Source organism: Paraflavitalea sp. CAU 1676, assembly GCF_029223285.1.
Classification (GTDB): Bacteria; Bacteroidota; Bacteroidia; order Chitinophagales; family Chitinophagaceae; genus Paraflavitalea.
Genome location: NZ_JARHUJ010000007.1, coordinates 600,238 through 620,246 on the forward strand (window position 1 = coordinate 600,238; position 20,009 = coordinate 620,246).

The window sequence follows — 20,009 nt, forward strand, 5'->3', positions numbered from 1 at the left end:
CCGGATTAAAATACAGCTTGCCGCCCCTTAGCGCTTTGAAATTCAAAAGCTGGCTATTATTTTGACAGCCGAATCAATTATTCGTATCCATTCATTATGAAGAAAACCACCCTGTACTACTCCCTTGTTGGGTTAATCGCCTGCACACTGTTATTTTCCTGTAAAAAAGACAAAGACGAAGACGCGCTCAAGCCACCGGCCGATCGTATATTGGGCGTTTGGAATGTGACTACCGAGATCGAGAAGACCTATGCCTACGAAACGGGGGTATTCAAAGACTCATCGGGCCTCAGTATCCCGGCTGGTGCGTTTACGATCGATTTCCGCACGGATGGCAAAGTGTATGTAAAAATCATAGATGAAGGAAGTCCAGAGTACGATACCGTCACGTATAAGGTGATCAACGAACAGGAGCTCCAGTTGGGAGAGGATACCTACACGTTCAAAAAATTCACCAATAGCGATCTCATGATCAGTACCTGGTATGATGATGGAAGCAGCAATGTGGAGAATCAGTTGGTGATGAAGAAATGATAACTAGCTACCATACTCTTCAGTACTTAATCGACAAATAATAAATCCATTAAATATAAAACCCCGCGATCTTTGATTACGGGGTTTTAGTCATTTTGGGTACCTACCATTCAATATCCTACAACAACGTTACGCGGTATTATTATCCATCCACTATCTGGAGCATTACTGAATTCCTTGTATACGGGCCATTCATAGTGGATCTTTGAAACATCAGGCCTCCTGTAAGAAAATTCAACAATAAACCGGTCTCCAAATTTGAGACTGTCTATTCCATATATGGAACGAGTTCCTTCCTGTGTTTCCCCGGCGTATTGGAAAGTATAATGATAGTGGTCTCCATTTTTCAGTGAGCCTGTTTTCTTATATACAGTTCCTATAGAATAGCGCGCGTGCTCTTTTATTTCCTTACGCCTCCAAAAGGGATTTATGAACCCCCAAATTATAAATCCTATCATCAGAAATAAAATAATCAAATCTCTTTTTCTTGTTCTAGGGCGTTTTCCCATTTTTGCTACTATTAGATTCTGTAACTGCATTGAAAATACTACAGAAAGTGGCTCGTGAGCCCCCCTCGCCTTTATACGGTCTGCAATCCGTTGTTCTAGCTTTCGACTGACCCCTTCCCAAAAAAGTTAAGAACCCTGGATGACGACCATTCAGCGAAAACTACAATTATCAGACTGTGCAATAAAGTATTAGTTACCATGGGCTGGAATATCGATGCAATAAAAAACGGGAACGCTAAAATGGTGTATGAAAAGGCGTACAAACCCATAGTCACCATAACCCTTTTCCGCTTTGAATCAAAATCCAATGGGTAGCTCAATAACTTCACGCAAGCATAACTACACAACAATATCAGGCCATCTTTCCACTTAAAACTGCATATAAAATCAGCTGCATTGTTATTTGCCGAAAAAAAGCAAGCGATTTTCAAATAAATATGACCAATTACGAATACTAGCGCAATGGCGATGCAACTTACAATAAGGTGGTTGGCAACTTTTTTCATAAGAACGATTGGCCGAAGGTTTTTAGGTATAGCCATCTTCTACCGGGCACTTGTTTACCAATAGATTACATCGTCATAGGATGACAAATAATTTTCTCCGGTAACCAGATCTTGCTGAATTTGGAAGGCGTATCTATGCTTCTCCTTATGCTTAAATCTCGTTTTCTCCAACTCCCTCCCCTCATGTAGGGAAACCACTCTAAATATCTCTTTGTCACTAACTAACAATTTACCTGCAAGCATTGCAACACCTGGCTCATCAATTGCATTAAAGCTATATTCCCAATTCACATTACCAGTTGCAACATTCAATAATCGAACTTTAACAGGATATATAATCCGATCAATATCCTCTTCGTTCGGCAATGGATTTCCCAAAGAAAAATCCACCACATAGCCATCAGCAACACAAAAAATAACCTTTTTATGGCTATACGACGCCGACTTCCATCTTATCGATCCACTCAGCTTATCCAATGCAACAACACTCGAATCATCTTTAATTAAGAATAAACCATCAGCACTAAGTGGACTAATCCCATAGTAATTTCCTCTTTCCTGAATCGAAAACTCCCATTGAACAGTACCTGACTTTCCAATCGCATAAAGTTTAAGTCGATCACCCTGAACCTCATCTCCGGAAAGTAGATTCATATCCTTGTTCAATGGAAGCGAAACAGCACTTACCAATGGACTAACTGTCCGGGAGGAGTTATTATTTCGAAAAGCGGTTGTTTTCATTGTCGACAGATCGACAACAGCCACGCCATAAACATTAGAAACCAAATACATCTGGCGCCCATTTACCAGAATTTGACCAGGCGCCACGACATCACTAAGCAGCAACTTTCTAGTGCTCTTTTTATACGACCTCAACGACACAATATGCAACACAGCAGGTTCTGTCCTGTCAATACAATACAATGAATCTCCCTCCACATCAAACGCGCTACGTATATAATTCCCGATTGGATCCCTCACCTCAAACAAAAGCTGCTTCGACGATAAGTCAATTCCCAAAAAGTAGCTTGTATCAAACCGGTTTACCGCTTTAATGAACAGCCGATGCTCTTTAATTTTAGTATCAATTACGGTCAACTCCTTTCCGATGATTGTATGTATATTGAGGGAATCGGCTGCATACTTTGCCACATCCCGGTGCAGCGAATAATTGTATCCACCCGATCTGCACTCAAGCCAAGCCGTGAAGATCACTATCAAACCGAAAAACAATAGGAATCTGGATACTCTATTGCGTATTAATTTGCAAATCATTCTTGTAGTAAGCATTTATATTAGCAAGGGCAATTCAGACATCGCCTCGCAAAAGGGCGCCGATACCAAAGGTTTAAAATTCAGATGCTATTTCATACCAAAACCGCGGCCAGGTTGCTGCGGTTTATTGTTCTCCTACTATTCAATTAGAACTGCGTAGCGCTTCAATCTTCAATTGCCTGGAACTATCTACATACAAAATAGAATCTGGCACCGATCCCACATAGGCCTTCACGGTATTTGCTAATACACTATCCCGGAAGAATACTTTGAATCTATCCAATTCGCCATGTTGTAAACTATCCTGATCTCTTACCCACATCCCTTTCTTAAAATCATACAAGCTAGCTAAGGCTATATAATTCTCTTCAAGACTCGTTAGGCTATCAAAACTATCAATCTCTATTACAAATTTATACCCATGTGCGGTGTCCGTAACGGGCACAAAGTTTTCCGGAAAGTTGACTATCTCCGAAGTAATCAAATCCCTGTTCGTATAAAGGGTATCCAACCCTTTCAAATACATTTTAATATAGAAGGGTGAAACAGAAACCCTATATACTTTGCTAACATCCGGAATTCTGTTACCCGCCTTATATAAACAAGATGTCATTATAACCAGCGTTCCTAAAAAGCAGAGGACATTTTTCATCATTGCCCCAAAATACCTGTTTTTATGATAAAACAAAAGCACCACCCCTTTTCAGGTTCGCATTGGAGTGCATTCAAGTTCAAATTGATAAATATTACCTGAATATGCTTCTTTCATAATCTTGTCATAAAAGTAAAGTTGACCATAAAATTGCTACGTGATCACAGTTTGGGAACAAATCCAAACTGCTTGATTTTTACACCCTTCAATCTCACCCTATCAATTGTCAAAACAGAAATCGTAGTGCCAGACATATGATATGGTAATAACTCATATCGTTGCTGGTTTTTGATCTCCTCTAAATTATCTATTGCATATTCAGTGAGACTAAGGATTTTGTTATGATAGTCGTCAGCAGTCGCGAACGTCCCGTAAACCCTTATAACCAAGCCCTTGACATCGACTGTTCCTTTGTATATTGAGTCGACGACTTCATAAGGGACCATTTCATGTAAGGTCCAATTTTGGTCCTTTTCCAAATGATACATGTCCCTATATCCTTGCAATACATCTTTAGCTATATAAACAGTATCGTCTTTCCCAAATTCCTTATAAGCAATAGTGGCAAAGTCTTTTTTCGGCACATGTATACCAAACGGCCCCAACAAAATCAGCACAGGAAGTCCAGGAGCTTTATGTTCAAAGTTTTTAATAACAAAGTTCAATAACTGATCCTGGGTCTTTTGCTTTGCAGTAGAATCGTCGACGCTCCCTGTGGAAATAATTGTTATCCCTTGCCTGCTGCTAATATAATACCTGGATTGATTGGAAAACACCTCGTTTTTACACAAGAACAGCAACAAGAAAAAAAGACATATTCGCATCATATAGTCGATTCTAAATTATTGTACTTAATGCTTTCCGTTCAACCAGTTCTTAAGTCCCCTATTGGGATCATTATCACAATCCAATCTTGGATTAATGCCATTCTTCGACCTGAGACCGCCTTTCACCTCTTCTCATCACTCAACCTTCTTAAAAATCATTACCGTACTATCACCCAGTTTACTATCAGCAAATCCATTGTGTTTCTTGCTGTCTTCGATCACGCCTTCAGCAAAACCCCGCATTTGAAGATAAAGCAAGCCGGCTGCAATAATGATCACAGTAGAAAACATAACCAGCATCTTTGTATTTCGTCTCATATTTCAAATTAAATAACCAGTTGCCTAGTCCGCGCCCGGCTCCCCTAATCCAACCACCAAACCGATGCGCCGCCCGGATCTACGAAAAGGATTACTACCATTGTAGCAGTTCCCAGCGTATAAAATGTCATAAATCGCCACATCCGATTTTCAGGTATGGCACGCATGGTCACTAAAATACAGACAAACAAAAGATTTATCGCCACAGAGAATACCGCGGGGCCAAACAGCCATGATGTTAAATTGCTTACCAAACTCAACACATGAGTGGCAACTCCCGGATGACGCCTCGCTACAAAATTCTTTGACCAATAGTAATAAGTATACAAACTTGCCCCAAAAAGCAAGGGTACACAACTCAACACTACACTGGCAATACGGAAAAATTTCATGAGATAATGACGTGCAAGTTTAGCAGCCCGTCAAGATAATAAACAATTTCACAAAACAAAAACGCCACCCCTTTTCAGGAATGGCGTACATATCAAAAAAAACACACAAGCTCAAGGCTGCACAAACATGACAGACTGCTTTTCCTTTCCGGCTACCGTCAGCACATAGGTGCCGGCAGACAGTTTGCCGGTGGGCAAATCAATCCTGTTGACGCCGCGGCGAACGCTAAATGACTTTCGCACCAACACCTGTCCGCCGACAGTAGTAATTAATACTGTTACATGCTGATCTGCTGGTGACTGGTAAGTTGCCACTACCGCTAAGGCAACCGGGTTACCCTGGAGCGAAAGTTTTTCACCAGTCCCTTTCACGGTTACCCGCACAATCGCCGTCCGCGTCTCTTTACCGTTTTCATCCCGTGCAAGCACCTGGTAATACAATACCGCACTGCTAACACTTGCGAGGTTTTCATCTTTAAATGAATAATTACCCGTTTTACCTGAATTTTGGGCATCAATCGTAGCGATGCGTGTATAATGACGCCCATCCTCACTCCTTAAAACGGTAAAGCTACCAGAAGTCGACTCTTCGCTCACGCGCCAGTTAAGCGATACCGCTTTGCCTTCATAACGACCCGTAAAATCAATAAAGTCGATCGGCAAGGTACTGAAGGCCTCTACCTGAACCAACCATACATCTGCCTCCCCGTTATTGTAATTCGACGACAGGTCCTCATCAGTGGAATGCGTAAAACCACACAATACGAGTGTATGATCAGCATTCTCATGAACCGCATACAATTCGTCACCTGACGTACCTCCTATTACTTTCGCATAATGTATGGTGCCTGTGTTGGAAACTTTCATTACCCAGCCATCACCGCCGCCCTTGCTCACGGGAAAGTCGCCATCGTACGAATAAGTCTTTCCACACAATACATATCCTCCATCGGCAGATTTCTTTAAGGCACTTACGAAGTCATCCTCCGAACCTCCATAGGATTGCTGCCATTCTATAGACAGATCATTTTTCAACTTCACCAGCCAGATATCCGAATTACCATGATTAGTGGCTATATCACCGCCGATCGATCGCACATTAGCGGCCATAATAAACCCGCCATCGATCGTTGGCAGTACCGACATGATCACATCGTCGCCGGCACCTCCAAACGTCTTTTGCCATACCAGGCCACCCGTAAGATCCAGCTTTACCAGCCAACAATCGAAGCCGCCACGATTCACAGTCACATCACCATTGGCCGATTCAGCCGCACCTCCGATCACATACCCGTCGGTCACGGCCACGACATCAAATGCCTGCTCATCGACCGATCCACCTAACGCCTTTCTCCATTGTATGGCCCCTGCATTATTGAGTTTAACGATCCAGTAATCCCACTGGCCGTGATTACTTGCCACATCTCCATTGTTCGACTTCGTGTGGCCGCAAACAACATAGCCGTTATCCGCGGTCTGAATGATCTTCCAGGGTACATCAGACTCTGTACCACCCAGACTTTTTTGCCAGTCGATGGTTCCGTCCGATTTTAATTTTACGATCCAATAATCATTATTGCCATGGTTGCCAGACACATCCCCGTTATTGGAGGTGGAAAAAGCGGCCAGTATGTATCCACCATCGCTGGTTTGCTGAATTGTACTTACATCGTCGTATCCCGATCCGCCCAATCGTTGGTGCCAGGTAAGGCCTCCGGTCTTATCCATTTTAGTAACCCAAATGTCACCCAGCCCACGTTCAACACCGCCCACATCCCCATCCGACGACAGTGTATGTCCGGCCAGAATTACGCCTTCATCCGAAGTGGGAGCCATAGCATAAGCCGCATCGAAAAATGAGCCGCCATACAACTTTTGCCATTTGATAGCCGGAGCCTGAGAGAAAGAAAATGCGGGAATAACAAACAAGAGAGAATTAAGTAGACCTCGTTTCATCGGCTGGTTTTGGTTTTCTGTATTAGATTAATAGGAGCCGCAAATGTAGCGGGCCTCAAAACCCAACACAAACCACAACGCACCAATCAATGGAATGGCTGACCGAAGAAACAGATTTAAGGCTTGAAATGATTCAGATCTGCATCCGCAAGTCAATCCGCGGAAGCCAGCCAACCTCCATTACTTCTATGCCTGCCTAAGTTTATAGAATCAAATTCGTCCAGGCCGATATCCCTGACTACCCCCAACTCTTTCAAAACTGAGTTTATGGCACCTGGCCCGAAGGGGAATAACTTATCCCGTTTGCCGTCACGCCAAATTATTGCTGTCTGCCCCCCTTGACCACAATACTCGGCCTCGACATAACCAATGCAACTATTGCCAATGATGGCCAAGACCTTGACTTCTATATTACTTGACATATACGTAAGGCTGCCAATATCTTCAGAGATGATGAACTCATTCATTTCGTCATACAATTCTTCTGTCATTGGGATGATAAATATCTTTTTCCCAACACTTACAAGCTTAGCCTGTTGATACCGATCTGCTATTACCTGCAGGTCCGGTTGCTCACCAATAAATGCAAAAAGAATATAACTCATTGAATGTCCTTTTTCGTCAATACAACTACTTATGTACCGCTCTCACCAAGATAACAAACATTCCCACATTCCTACAACCTAAAAAGGGCGCCCTACCTTACGGTGGGACGCCCTCGAATATTTTTCACGCTCAGACTAACTTAACTCGCCTTCACCTCCCCCTCCTTCCAGATCAAACTGCTGATATACCCCACCAGCACACAGCCCAGCACGGCCACGGCAGGATACAGGAAGAAACTGACAAGATTCGCGGCCTGCACGAAGTATAAACTGATCGCACTCACGATAAAACCAATGAAGATGCCCGTACTGTTGATGCGCGGGAAAAAGATACCTGCCACAAACATACCGGCGAGGCACCCGCCAAACAGTCCGATGATCTTCAGGTACTGGTCCCAGATCGACGCATTGCTGAGGTACACCATATACAGCGCGATCAGGAATCCCAATCCACCCAGCACCACTGTGGTGCGGCGTGCAAAGGCAAACCGCTGTCTGTCGGTACTGGCAGGCTTGATGTATTGATAAAAGTCGGTCGTGACCACCGTAGCAATAGAGTTCATACTGGAACTAATGGTGGACATCGTTGCGGCGAACAGACCAGCAATGACGAGCCCCGCCAGCCCCACCGGCAATTGATTGGAGATATACCAGGGAAATACATCGTCGATGCGCCCGTTGGGATTTAAAGAAGCCGGATTGTGCTTGAAGAACACCCACAGCGCCGTGCCCACGCAAAAGAAGATCAGCGAGGCCGGGATCACCAGCAAGGCATTTGTGTAGATCGATTTGCGGGCTTCCTTCTCCGTAGGGGTTGTGAGGTAGCGCTGCACCACCACCTGGTCTGACGAATAGGTCACCAACTGCGTCAGGAACCCACCCACCAAAACCACCCACAATACCGGATCGGTTATTTTGCCCTGAAGCTGCGCCATCCGGAACTTATTACTGGCCGACGCCTCCGTAAACAACTGGCCAAAACCACCAGGCAGGGAATTCGCCATAAAGATCAACGCCATCAACGCTCCACCCAGCAATACCACTACCTGCATCACTTCTGTCCACACCACTGCCTCTATCCCACCCGACACGCTATAAGCCGTTGTGATCACCGTTATACCTATGATGCACACGAATATATTGATGCCTGTTACGGCACTCAATACGAGCGCCGGCAAATAGATCACGATGCCCAGGCGGCTTACCTGGAACAACAGGAAAGTGGCACTGCCCAATAATTTTACCCGTTGATTGAAGCGGATGCGGAGGTACTCATACACGCTCGTGAGCTGCATCTTCCGGAAATAAGGCAGGTAGAAATACACGATTAGCGGCGCTACCGCCACGATCATGATATTGTTCAGCAGGTACACCCAATCGGTGGCATATGCCTTGGCAGGTATCGCGATAAAGGTCAGCGCACTCAGCTTCGATCCAAAGATGCTCAATCCAGCTGCCCACCACGGTATCTTGCCGCCACCCAAAAAGAAATCGCTGGTAGAATTCTCCATCTTGCGCGATACCGCTACGCTAATGCCGATCACCATCGCGAAGTAGATGCCCACCACCAGCCAATCTATCCAATGGAAAGCCCCCGACGGCTGCACCGGTGTTGCCATCAATATCCTGGGCGTGCGTACAGCCGGCCGCACTTCACCGGAAAGGATCACATAGCTGCCATTCCACACCACCGCCGGCGCGGTAACGGGCGCCCATACACTATTGCCCGGCGCCATCGCCGCGTCTGCCTTTTTATCGGTAAATACCGTATCGATCACCGTCCATACGTTGGTGATGTAGTTATAAGCCGATACACTATTCGAGAATCCCGGATGCTTTTCTTTCAGCACCGCCCCCATATTGTTGTACTTGCCCGGATCGCCACCAAATACCAACAGATGCGACTGCCCCGTGGCAAAGGCCGGACTCGGTGCTGCCAGCACCGGCTCCGGCAGGTCGGCAATACGCAGCCAACCCTTAGCCGGCGAATATCGATAAGCATCTTTGAGGTACACACGCCCCACCGAACTGTCGGCCGGGTTGCGCACCAGCTCTGCACCACTTATGAGGTAGAAGGCACCATCGAGCACACCCGCTACCGACAGCATACGCGCCGGCCCGGGCCAGGTAGGCAATTGCTGCCATTGCGCAGCTGCAACAGCGGCGCTCCCAACCCCGGCACCAGCACCAACAGGCGCTGAGCCGGTCTCGTCAACCTTCGACAGATCAAGCGACCAGAAGACTTTCTCTGCCACTGCAGAAGATGGCGTAGCCAATCCACCCGCTATGTACAGCACATCGCCGATCAACGCACCACAGGCATTCGCCAATGGCCGCGGCAAGGAGGGCAATGCAGTAGTTTGTATTTGTCCATTTACATAAGTAAGCATGAATACGTCTGCAAAATGCCCGGGCGCATCGCTGCCACCGGCGCAGATCAACCCACCCCGCCAGGAGGCCGATACGCCATACCCCAACGGCCGTGGCAATTTGCCCACCTCCTTCCAGGTGCTACCAACATTCTCCAGCGCATACACTTTATCGTGCCAGGCCTTGGTGCTGCCTGTCCACGGGGCACCGCCATCAGGAAAGTTGGCACCACCCGCAACCAGCAAGGCACCATTCGACACGCCCGCAAATGCACCGGCCAGTCCCGGCGTACCGGGCAAGGCAGGCAATTGCGACCATTGCATGTAGTAAGGCTTTTCGGGCGCTGTTGTTTGCGATCGAACAGTTGTAAAGAGGAACAGGGTACAAAAGGCCAGCAGTATTTTATTCATGATCGATTGTCAATAGTAAATAGAATGAACCTTAGAAAGACGCGTAACCGGGCAAGCATTGCGCATCACCAGGAGGCCGATTAACCAACGGTCACCGCTTTGGGCGAAGCGTTGTATTTCTCCAACAGTTCAAAGAAGCCAACTTCATTCAAGGAGGCTTTCAACGAGGCCGCTTCCTGTGCCGTGAGGCTTACCAGGGGCAGCCTGGAAGGGCCCAATGAATAGCCCAGCATTTCCATGATGGCCTTCTGTGCCGGTATGGGCGAAAACTTCAGCAGGCAACGCACCATCTCTACCAGTTTCAATTGCAGTGCCTGCGCTTCCTGTTGCTTACCCGCACGGAACAAGGACACGACTTTCAAATACAGCGGCGCTGCGAAAGTATAGGTGCTACCAATGGCGCCACCCGCTCCCACGGCCAATGCACTCAGCAACATTTCATCATAACCATACAAGATATTGAACTTACCATTCTTGTAGTTCAAACAAGCCTGGTATTCGAATATCGTTGCTGCCGTGTATTTGATGCCCGCCAAATTAGGAATTACATCCTCGGCCAGGCGTAAGAAATCGATCATATCCATGCCCACCCCGGTGAGTGCCGGTACGTGGTAGTAATAGAATGGCAAGGAAGGCGCTGCGGAAGCGATCTCCACCATACAGTTCACCAGGTTCTGTACCGAGCCTGGTTTGAAATAAAAGGCGGCTACTGCGGAGATCGCATCTGCGCCAATGCTGGCTGCATGCGCTGCCAGTTTACGAGATTCGGCAATGGAAGGATGCCCCACATGCACCAATACCAATACTCTTTTATTGACTGCTTTTACGTAGGCTTCGGCTACTGCCATGCGCTCTTCAATGGTGAGGTTGGGACCTTCGCCATTGGTGCCGCAAATAAATACGCCGGCCACACCGTCTTTAATTAATTTTTCTACCAGGTCAGGAATAGGACTAAGGTTTAAGGTTCCGTCTTCATGAAACGCTCCAAACGTCGCTGCGATCAATCCTTCAATTTTCATCATGGTTATGAATGTTTAATTCTTTTTAATCAGATGGCTATTCCATAGCCGATATTGGTTTTAATAGCCGTCGCTGCGCCCCGCTTTATGCGAGGGCCTACAACCAGCCTCACTTTTTCCTTTTGATCCAGTCTACCGTAAACCGCTTCAGCACGAGGCTGTAGTTAAATCCCTTGCTGACTGTATTGGTCTCATACAGACAATACACCTTACCGTCTTTACCCACGGCGAGGTCCGAGTAACCGGAGAACGAGGTATCAATTACCTGTCGCACAGGCCAGGTATTACCCTCATCGTAACTCATTTTTATCGTAAGGTTCTTGCGCGGTGTTTTAACCAAAGCCCTGCTATCGGGATTGGAAAACAACAGCACTGGTTTGCCGTTATCATTGGCCCGCACGATAGAGGCCATGCAGACCGGCTCAAACAAAGCAGTATCTAATACAGGAGCCGTCCAGCCGCTGCTGCCATCGGCACTGTAGCTTACGGCCCTTCTGTGGCCGTCACCAGCATGCCGGATATTCAGCATCACCCGTCCATCTTCCAACTGAACCGCCATGTGCTCGCTGGGGTTCTTTACGCCCGGCACGTCGGGCAGTATAGCGCCACGCTTCCAGGTGCGGCCCGTATCGTCGCTGTAGATAGTAGCAACCCGCGACGGGTAATGGCTTTTGTGCGGCAATAGTTTGGCCGGCTCGCAGATCCATACCGGCACCAGCAGGCGGCCATTCTTCAGTTGAATGGAATGCCCTGGTCCGGGCGCCAGCACCTGCCAGTTGTATTCAGGCTTGAAAGCATCTATGGCATAAGTGATATCCACCGGGGCCGACCATGTTCTTCCATCATCTGTCGAGCGGATATAATACGCATTGGCATAACCCCGCTGGTATAATAAGTGAACAGTTCCATTTGCATCCACAATGGGCGTAGCATTGCTGGTGGGCATACCTCCCTGCCGCTGCGCTACCACTTGAATGGGCTCCCAGGTGCGACCACCATCGGTACTGCGCCGCATCAGCATATCCATATCGGCCCAATCGCTCGCGGTACCGATGCGCCCTTCGCAAAAGGCGAGTAAGCTGCCCCGTTGGGTCATCACCAGGGCCGGTATCCGCATAGACGCATAAGCACCAGCCATCGGCTCGAAGACCACGGAAGTTTCCGGTGTGCCGCTGCCCGCAAGGCCCCTTCCCGACCGGCAGCCGGCCACTGCCACCGCCAGCACGATCAATAGTCCGTATATCGGTATGTACTTCATCGTAGTCAGTTTAATTTACTGTCAAAAATAACCTTATCCTGCGCCGCCGTTCTCATCAAACGTTTGCGCGGTCTTTCCACCCCTAAAAAAACTCGGGCAACAGCTTCCTGCACACTTTACGTGCCCGGCCCACTTCTTCCATCGGTATCCACTTATAAGGCCAGCGCAGCCTCGTGCCCACATTGCCCCAGCCGCCTACGGCTGCCAGGAATTTATCGAGCGCGGGGTTCGAGTATCCAGCTTCCTTATAAGGAACAATACATTCATCGAAGAATTGCAGAATACGCTTTTGCACATCCAGCGCCTGCGCCAGATCATGCTGCATCAATTGCCACCACCATTGCGCGCCCTTCACGCTGATGCAGGCCACATTCGAATACGCGCCTGCCGCAACCCCTTCCTGTACGCCGGTGGCTAAAAAATGCCCCGGTACAAATACAGCCAGTTTTTGCGCGAATGGCCGCATGGCATCGTACCAGGCTGCATCGCCACCAGCTACCTTAATGCCGATCAACGAAGGCACCAGATCCTGCAACCTGCCATAGTCGGCCGGCTGCAATACTTTCTTAGCGTGCGGTGGATTGTACAAGACCAACGGTATATCGCCGGCGGCGGCGGCTACACGCTGCAGAAACGCTACCTGCTCGCCGGCGCCCACGGTTACCCAATCGGGCAATATCACCTGAAACGCCGAAGGCTGCAGGGACTTCATCCTTTCTATCCGCCGCAATGTGATCAGCGGGGAGGGATGATTGACGCCTATTTGAAAGGGCATGGCCGCTGTGCGGCATTTATCTGCCAGCAATGTCTGTACCTGATCAAACTCATCTTCGGTCTGGTTGTGCATTTCACCTGCCGTACCATTGGAATAAATACCATCGGGTGCCGCCTGGATCATCTGGTCGATCTCCTCCGACAATCGACCAAAGTGAATGCTTTCGTCTCTATGGATGGGCAACAACAAAGTGGCCCAGTTACCCCGCAGCGTTTGCGCGGTGAGTTTCTTCTCCATACTATTATAATTCCTTTAATGCGATCTGTTGAAACACCATATCAGCCATACTGCTTTCGTACAATATGCCAATGGTATTGTTGTCGATACTGGTGAGGCAACTGTAGCCGCGGCTCTTGCCTTCATCCAGCAATATCTTTTTACTATCGACCCAGGTGAGTCCGATACCAGGCAGGCTGCCTGCCAGCAATAGTACCAGCAGGAGCGTGTACAGTGAAGCAGTTTGTAAGTCATACCAAGTCAGGTTAGCGGGTTTATGGGCGGTTTAATACCCGTCGGTTTGTACAATCTTATCGTTGTTGGCGATTACGGTTGTGTTGACCGGCCAAAACAGCGGCGTTGTTTTACCAACGAGGTTGGGCACATAGGTGTATACATCGATGGTGCCTCCCTTATGAAAACGGACGAGATCGAACCAGCGCTTGTTCTCGAAGAACAGTTCGCGCCCTCTTTCATTGAGTATTTCCTTTTCCACGGTCACCTTATCGGTAGCGCCGCTATAGTCGCCATTGCCGGCGCGTACGCGCACTTTGTTGAGGCTCTTGATCGCTTCGGTGGTATTATCGAGCGCAGCGTAGGCTTCTGCTTTCATCAGGAAGATATCGGCGAGGCGGTAGATAATGACGTCATTGTCCGACACGCGATCGTCGGCATATTTGGTACCGGGATACTTGGTGATCCAGGATATTTTGAGGCCGCTATTCTGCCTTTCGGTAACCCAGGTAAAGGGTTTGCGTTTATCGTTGGGATTTGCATCGAAGAGCGCTTTGGATTTGGCACTGATCTGGTAAGCACCCTGACCATTGGCCGAGGTAGCCGCCCAGGGTATGCTATCGAGGTTGAGTGCGCCCTGCACGCCCGTTAAATAGGGCAATGCATTCAATCCGTAGTTGGAACCCGATTCATCGCGCAGGAAATAAGCGGCGAGGGCTACTTCGCTGTTGGCGCCGGAACGGGTGCCCGCTACATTCTTGAAATCGGTATTGAGGGTGAGTCCGCTCGCTTCCACTTCATTGATGGCCGTGATGGCGTCGTTAAACGCCGCATTGCCGCCACCGAGCACTTTGCCGCTCCACAGGCATACGTCGGCCTTGAGGGCCTGAGCAGAACCGTAGGCGAAGCGGTATTTGGAAGGATAGGTCTTGATATTGTAATTACTCATGGACGTGAAAAGCAGCAGGGCCGAATCGAGATCGGAACGGATCTGCTTCACCACGTCTACCGCTTTGGAGCGGGGCAGTTGCGGCACGTTCTCATCTACCACGGCTTGCAGCATCAGCGGTGCATCTCCAATGATGCGTACGAGGTGAAAATAGAAGAAGGCGCGCTGGCAGTACGTCTCTGCGATGATGCGCTTGCGGGTATCGGGATTAGTGGCAAAGTCAAACCCTTTGATCTTTTCGAGCAACAGGTTGCAATGACCGATGGCGCGGTACCATTCGCTGTAGTTGATGGCGCCGGTGGTGGGTGAAAGGGTTTGCGCCCAGGCTACGCCGAATCGGGAGTTGAGGGCTGATACCAGCTCCTCGCTCCTTTCGGTTCCATAGGTAATATTGTTGGCGAAGGTGCGCATATAACTATAGACTCCGGTTACATAGGGCTCGAAGTCGCCTTCGTTTTGCCAGTAAGTTTCTTCGGTAATGTTGGACTGGGGTGTTACTTCCAGCAGTTTGTCGCACCCGGTGAATGCCAGCACGCCGGCAGCCATGATCCAGGTCTTTATTATATTTTTCATACAGCTCGTTTGATTTCGTTTGATAATTAGAACTTCAGTGTGGCACCCAGCGAGAACTGGCGCGGCCTGGGGTATCCACCGGGATCGAAGCCGGTATAGCTTTCCGGATTCAGCCCTTTGTATTTGGTGATATAGCCGAGGTTGAACACACTGGCGAATACATTCATGCTGGTAGCCCTGATCTTTTTCAGGATGGCCCTGGGCACATCGTACGAGAGTGATACTTCACGGAAGGCGAGGAAGTCGCCCTTCTCGATCATCACCGATACATCGGATGAGTAAGACTGGTTGATGCCGAGTGTAGCGCCACGCAGGTAGTTCCGTTGTCCAAAATCAAAATCCGCAAAAGAGAAGCGTGCATATTTCTTACCCGCATCACCTTCTTTCTGCCAGATATCGGGTCCCAGTGCTTCGGAGGGAGCGCCTTCGTTGAAGGCACGGCCGGTACCGAGCGAACGGGCGAGTGCACCGTTGCTGATGAGGTGGCCCATCGCATAATCGATGGAGAAGCGCAGGTTGAAGCCTTTATAGCTGAAGGTATTTTGCATACCACCAATCTTGTCGGGGGTGCGATATCCCATAAACACCTGGTCTTTGGTATCGATGATGCCATCGCCGTTGATATCGGCAAAGTTGAAATCACCGGCATGTTTCTTTACCGTGATACCGGATGGTGATGCCAGGTTATCTTTTGTTGTTGCATTCCAGGCTGCCGCTTCGGCTTCGGTAGCGAATACGCCGAGTACTTTATAAGCCCAGAGTCCGTAGGGGCGTTCGCCTTCGGCAAAGCCGCCGGCTTCGATATTGGTTTTGCTGGCGGGATCATACACCACATCCCCACCCTGACGGTTCTTTGCACGGCCGTTGCCCGGCAATTCGGTCACTACCGTTTTGTTGTAGGCGAAGGAGAAATTGGCGCGCCAGGTGAAGGCGCCGGTATTGATGACCGTGCCGCCCAGTTCGATCTCTACGCCGCGGTTGCGCAGCGTACCATTGTTATAGGGCATGCTGGGGAAGGGCGCTTCGGAAGGCAGCGGCCTGCTGGTGATGCGGTCCTTCGTGAGCTTATTGTAGAAATCAACAGTAAGGTTGATGCGGTCGCTGAAGAATCCGGCATCCATGGCGAGGTCCATCGTTTCGGTGGTTTCCCATACGAGGTTGGGGTTGCCGAGGCCTGTACGCAGCACACCGCTGCCCTGTGCATATTGCAGGGCGCCATAAGCGCCGTAGGTATCGGAAATACTGAGTCCGCTCAACCCACTACCGCCATAGCTAGCCCGCAGTTTGAGGGCGCTCACGGGTTCTACCTTCCAGAAATTCTCCTTGTGGATATTCCAGCCGGCAGATACGGAGGGGAACAAAGCATATTTTTTACCGGGGGCAAAATTGGAGAAGCCATCGTAGCGCAGGGAGCCTCCCAGCAGGTATTTGTTGTTGAAGTCGTAGCTGAACTGACCAAAGAAGCTGGCCGACCGCTCTTCATTGAGCGTGGTAGCGAAATTGGTGACGTTGGAGGTGATGACGCCATTAACTGTTGTCGTGGGTTGCTCTACGATGGTATAGATATAATCGTTATTGGCCCTTTGCGAACCGATGCTGATGATGCTGTTGGTAACCTTGCGGAAGTTGAAACCACCGAGTACCATGAACTGGTGATCGCCGCCGATGTTGAAATCGTATTGCAGGATCTGATCGGTCATGAGGTCGCGCATATTATCGGTGTACTCATTCTTCTGGCGCTGGGTACCGGGCTGCACCTCGTTGGCAGGTGTTCCTTTGCGCATGAAGAGTTCGCGGTAATCCTGTATCACATACGAGAAGGCGGGTTTCCAGTGAAGCCCTTTGAGAATGGTGAGGTCGCCCCCGATGCGGCTGATGAGCCTTTCGGTGGATACGCGGAAATCATCATACTTGAGGGTGTGGAAGCGGTTGCGTACGGTATAGAGTTCGCCCGGTGTGGGATTGCCATCGTCTTTATAGATGCGGATGAGCGGCGTGATGCGGGTGCCGCGCACGAGTTCGTTTTGATATGCATCGACAAAGTTGGGCAGCACGTTCTGGTAGTTCAACATGGCATCGATGCGGAAATTATCAGTAGCCTTGAAGCTGAAATTGCCCAGCACATCATAGCGACGGTAGCGCGTGCCTACGAAGGTACCTTCCTGGTTGGTGTAGCCCGCGCTGAGGTTGTAGTTGGCGCGTTCGCTGCCACCGTCGATGGCGAGGTTGGTATTGTTGGTGAGGCCGGTCACCCATAGGTTTTCCTGGTACTGGTTATCAGCATACAGCAGTTTGGTACCTGGGTTGATGGGATCGTCCATCGTTTTCCAGCCGCGCTTCAGCAGGTCATCTACATAGGCCTGTCCTTCTATCGCTACTATATTATCATAGAGCGCGGTGAGGTTGATGTTGTTGCCGTACTGACCTTTTTGGGTGTACACGCGGGTGCCGGCCGAGAAGCCGCCATTGTTGAGCAGGTTGTTCTTATCCAACCCATCGAATGTATTTTTCACTGTGGTACGTGCCAGCGGCAGGTATTGGTCGGCGTTGAGGTATTTATAGTCACGGGCAGGCGTTTCAATAGTAGTGCGGTGATTGAGGGTGAGTCCCATCTTCGCATTGAACTTACCGCCTTTGGTTTTGATGACGATAACGCCATTGGCCCCACGCGCTCCGTATACTGCGGTTGAGGCGGCATCTTTCATGACCTGCAGGGATTCGATGTTGTCGGGATTGATATCGCTGATGGAGCGAAATACACCATCGATAATGACGAGCGGACCGGTTCCATCACTGGCGCCGGCGGCATTGCCATTGCTGTTGCCGAGGCCGGAGCCGTAGGCGTTGAGCTTGGTGCCACCGCGTACGATGATGTTGACGGCGCCGGTACCGGGTTGTCCGGTGGAAATAGGAATCGACACCCCCGCGATCTTGCCCTGCATGGCCTGCACGGGGTTGGGGTTGGCCGTATTCTTCAGTTCTTCGGGATTGAGGCGCGATACCGAGGCGGTGGTTTTGGTGCGCGACTGAGTGGTATACCCGACGACGACCACATCGGTGAGGGCTTTGTCGGCCGGCACCAGGGATATGTCGATGCGGGAGCGGCCATCGATGGCGACTTCTTTATCCCCAAAACCTACATAACTAAATACCAGAATGCCCTTGGGATCATTTACTTTTAAAGTGAACTGCCCGCTGGCGTCGGTGACGGTGGTGCGGGTAGTGCCTTTGAGGGTGACGGTAACCTGGGAAAGTTTGTCGGCCGAAGCCCCTTTTCTGGCGGAAGTATTACTGCCGGAAGTGACGGTGCCGGTGATGACCAGCTCGCTATCCTGGGCGAAGGTGCACAAAGAGAGCAGTAACCAGCAGCCCAGCGATAGGCAGGAGATCAGTTTTTTCATAATGGCTTGCGTTAGCTTGTTGGTAGATTAATATGTACTACATATAGCAAATATAGGGAGTTCCGCTATCCCTCCAAATATTTGACTGAAAATTTAATTTTGCACCAGAAAGCTGATAAATAGGGCATTAACGGGGTTTTAGGGGTTTATGCTGGGGTGGCGATGAAAGCGTGTCCATTGAAAACCAAGGAAGAAAACAACTTATTAAGTATTACATATCAACCCACTTTATTACATTTGCCGGTATGAAGACCGATCAGGAGTTATATAAACTGAAGCCTATTGCCTCTGTGACCATGGCCGACCAGGTGGAATCTCAATTGCGTGATTATATCATCAAGCGTTCGATCCGTCCGGGCGATTCGATCCCGAAGGAGATGGAGATCGCGGAAGCGCTGGGGGTGAGCCGCAATGTGGTGCGGGAGGCGTTGAGCCGGTTGCGGATGCTGGGCATGATCGAGTCGAAGAAGAAGCGGGGGATGATCCTCACGCAGCCCGATGTGATGAAGGGACTGGAGCGTATTTTACATCCTACCATATTGGATATCAACGTTCGGAAGGAGCTTTTCGAACTGCGCCTGGTACTGGAAGTAGGCCTGGGCGACCTGCTGTTCAAACGCAAAACAGCGGAGCACCTGCAGCAGCTGGACGCCATCGTGGAGCGGGAGCACCGCGCCACCACGTCGATCGAGCGGATCCGCTGCGAGGTAGAGTTCCACTCTACCCTATATGAAATGGCTGGCAATGAAACGCTTAAGCGTTTTCAGACCATCCTGATGCCGGTTTTCGAATACGTGGTCGAGTACGAATCCAAGCTGGAGCACACATCGGTGGGCACCGTTACCCACGCCGACCTGGTGAAGATCCTGCACGGCAACAAACCCGACGATTTCCCCAATGCCATGCGCCAGCACCTGCTGCCGCACCTGGAGCACCTGTAGATCATCATCATAATTCACTGACAATCTGCTTTTTAACTTCTCCACGCGCGTTTGCGGAGGTGGGGCGGCATCTTCGGTGCTGGTTCATACCAGGCTATTTCTTCGCGTGCACCTCGTTCGTACCTTGTTCGTGACTTGTTCGTACCTCCTTCGCTATTTTACGGTGTGTCTTGTACTGAAAAAACTTTACAGGTGGGTAGCTTATTACTGGGAGAGCTTTACAGTCGTTCACAATGATACGGATATAGCTTTACAGTTTGTCAGATTGTACGGATATAGCTTTACAGGG

16 protein-coding genes are annotated in these 20,009 nt (G+C 49.3%); 2 read left to right on the forward strand and 14 right to left on the reverse strand.

Annotated features, from left to right (window positions below; genetic code table 11):
* Window positions 1-96 precede the first annotated feature (96 nt).
* Window positions 97-534, forward strand: coding sequence for a hypothetical protein (locus P2H89_RS24780; RefSeq protein ID WP_275832054.1), 438 nt, complete (start codon window positions 97-99; stop codon window positions 532-534).
* Window positions 535-644: 110 nt separating this feature from the next.
* Here P2H89_RS24780 and P2H89_RS24785 read toward each other — a convergent pair whose 3' ends face one another.
* From P2H89_RS24785 to P2H89_RS24850, 14 genes are all read right to left on the reverse strand, one after another.
* Window positions 645-1,043 (reverse strand): hypothetical protein, encoded by a 399-nt coding sequence (locus P2H89_RS24785; RefSeq protein ID WP_275832056.1) that lies wholly within the window; start codon window positions 1,041-1,043, stop codon window positions 645-647.
* Between the two features lie 560 nt (window positions 1,044-1,603).
* Window positions 1,604-2,701: a PQQ-binding-like beta-propeller repeat protein gene (locus P2H89_RS24790; protein WP_275832058.1), complete on the reverse strand. Its 1,098-nt coding sequence runs from the start codon at window positions 2,699-2,701 to the stop codon at window positions 1,604-1,606.
* Window positions 2,702-2,966: 265 nt separating this feature from the next.
* A complete protein-coding gene (locus tag P2H89_RS24795) occupies window positions 2,967-3,479 on the reverse strand; it encodes a hypothetical protein (protein ID WP_275832061.1) in 513 nt (170 codons plus the stop codon).
* Between the two features lie 158 nt (window positions 3,480-3,637).
* A complete protein-coding gene (locus tag P2H89_RS24800; RefSeq protein ID WP_275832063.1) occupies window positions 3,638-4,252 on the reverse strand; it encodes a hypothetical protein in 615 nt (204 codons plus the stop codon).
* 186 nt (window positions 4,253-4,438) lie between these two features.
* Entirely contained in the window at window positions 4,439-4,621 is a 183-nt protein-coding gene (locus P2H89_RS24805) for a hypothetical protein (protein WP_275832065.1), read from the reverse strand.
* Window positions 4,622-5,124: 503 nt separating this feature from the next.
* Window positions 5,125-6,969 carry a hypothetical protein gene (locus tag P2H89_RS24810; RefSeq protein WP_275832067.1) on the reverse strand — a complete coding sequence of 615 codons (1,845 nt, stop codon included), beginning with the start codon at window positions 6,967-6,969 and terminating at the stop codon, window positions 5,125-5,127.
* A 152-nt stretch (window positions 6,970-7,121) separates the two neighbouring features.
* Window positions 7,122-7,574, reverse strand: coding sequence for a hypothetical protein (locus P2H89_RS24815; protein WP_275832069.1), 453 nt, complete (start codon window positions 7,572-7,574; stop codon window positions 7,122-7,124).
* A gap of 140 nt (window positions 7,575-7,714) precedes the next feature.
* Window positions 7,715-10,354 (reverse strand): sodium/solute symporter, encoded by a 2,640-nt coding sequence (locus P2H89_RS24820; protein ID WP_275832071.1) that lies wholly within the window; start codon window positions 10,352-10,354, stop codon window positions 7,715-7,717.
* An 80-nt stretch (window positions 10,355-10,434) separates the two neighbouring features.
* On the reverse strand, window positions 10,435-11,376 hold the full coding sequence (locus tag P2H89_RS24825) for a dihydrodipicolinate synthase family protein (protein ID WP_275832073.1): 942 nt from the start codon (window positions 11,374-11,376) through the stop codon (window positions 10,435-10,437).
* Window positions 11,377-11,482: 106 nt separating this feature from the next.
* Complete coding sequence (locus P2H89_RS24830; protein WP_275832076.1) at window positions 11,483-12,631, reverse strand: sialidase family protein; 1,149 nt, start codon at window positions 12,629-12,631, stop codon at window positions 11,483-11,485.
* An 82-nt stretch (window positions 12,632-12,713) separates the two neighbouring features.
* Window positions 12,714-13,643, reverse strand: a complete 930-nt coding sequence (locus P2H89_RS24835) for a dihydrodipicolinate synthase family protein (protein WP_275832078.1) — start codon at window positions 13,641-13,643, stop codon at window positions 12,714-12,716.
* Between the two features lie 4 nt (window positions 13,644-13,647).
* On the reverse strand, window positions 13,648-13,833 hold the full coding sequence (locus P2H89_RS24840; protein ID WP_275832080.1) for a sialidase family protein: 186 nt from the start codon (window positions 13,831-13,833) through the stop codon (window positions 13,648-13,650).
* Window positions 13,834-13,908: 75 nt separating this feature from the next.
* Window positions 13,909-15,378: a RagB/SusD family nutrient uptake outer membrane protein gene (locus P2H89_RS24845; RefSeq protein WP_275832082.1), complete on the reverse strand. Its 1,470-nt coding sequence runs from the start codon at window positions 15,376-15,378 to the stop codon at window positions 13,909-13,911.
* 26 nt (window positions 15,379-15,404) lie between these two features.
* Window positions 15,405-18,779, reverse strand: a complete 3,375-nt coding sequence (locus P2H89_RS24850; protein ID WP_275832084.1) for a SusC/RagA family TonB-linked outer membrane protein — start codon at window positions 18,777-18,779, stop codon at window positions 15,405-15,407.
* Between the two features lie 245 nt (window positions 18,780-19,024).
* Here P2H89_RS24850 and P2H89_RS24855 point away from each other — a divergent pair, with 245 nt between their 5' ends.
* Window positions 19,025-19,720 carry a GntR family transcriptional regulator gene (locus P2H89_RS24855; RefSeq protein WP_275832086.1) on the forward strand — a complete coding sequence of 232 codons (696 nt, stop codon included), beginning with the start codon at window positions 19,025-19,027 and terminating at the stop codon, window positions 19,718-19,720.
* The last annotated feature ends 289 nt before the right edge of the window (window positions 19,721-20,009 follow it).

What these genes read in the sequence shown, in the direction of transcription:
- P2H89_RS24780 (WP_275832054.1), top strand. Translation starts at nt 97, where the DNA reads ATGAAGAAAACCACCCTGTACTACTCCCTTGTTGGGTTAATCGCCTGC.
- P2H89_RS24785 (WP_275832056.1), bottom strand. Translation starts at nt 1,043, where the DNA reads ATGGGAAAACGCCCTAGAACAAGAAAAAGAGATTTGATTATTTTATTT.
- P2H89_RS24795 (WP_275832061.1), bottom strand. Translation starts at nt 3,479, where the DNA reads ATGATGAAAAATGTCCTCTGCTTTTTAGGAACGCTGGTTATAATGACA.
- P2H89_RS24805 (WP_275832065.1), bottom strand. Translation starts at nt 4,621, where the DNA reads ATGAGACGAAATACAAAGATGCTGGTTATGTTTTCTACTGTGATCATT.
- P2H89_RS24810 (WP_275832067.1), bottom strand. Translation starts at nt 6,969, where the DNA reads ATGAAACGAGGTCTACTTAATTCTCTCTTGTTTGTTATTCCCGCATTT.
- P2H89_RS24815 (WP_275832069.1), bottom strand. Translation starts at nt 7,574, where the DNA reads ATGAGTTATATTCTTTTTGCATTTATTGGTGAGCAACCGGACCTGCAG.
- P2H89_RS24820 (WP_275832071.1), bottom strand. Translation starts at nt 10,354, where the DNA reads ATGAATAAAATACTGCTGGCCTTTTGTACCCTGTTCCTCTTTACAACT.
- P2H89_RS24825 (WP_275832073.1), bottom strand. Translation starts at nt 11,376, where the DNA reads ATGATGAAAATTGAAGGATTGATCGCAGCGACGTTTGGAGCGTTTCAT.
- P2H89_RS24830 (WP_275832076.1), bottom strand. Translation starts at nt 12,631, where the DNA reads ATGAAGTACATACCGATATACGGACTATTGATCGTGCTGGCGGTGGCA.
- P2H89_RS24835 (WP_275832078.1), bottom strand. Translation starts at nt 13,643, where the DNA reads ATGGAGAAGAAACTCACCGCGCAAACGCTGCGGGGTAACTGGGCCACT.
- P2H89_RS24845 (WP_275832082.1), bottom strand. Translation starts at nt 15,378, where the DNA reads ATGAAAAATATAATAAAGACCTGGATCATGGCTGCCGGCGTGCTGGCA.
- P2H89_RS24850 (WP_275832084.1), bottom strand. Translation starts at nt 18,779, where the DNA reads ATGAAAAAACTGATCTCCTGCCTATCGCTGGGCTGCTGGTTACTGCTC.
- P2H89_RS24855 (WP_275832086.1), top strand. Translation starts at nt 19,025, where the DNA reads ATGAAGACCGATCAGGAGTTATATAAACTGAAGCCTATTGCCTCTGTG.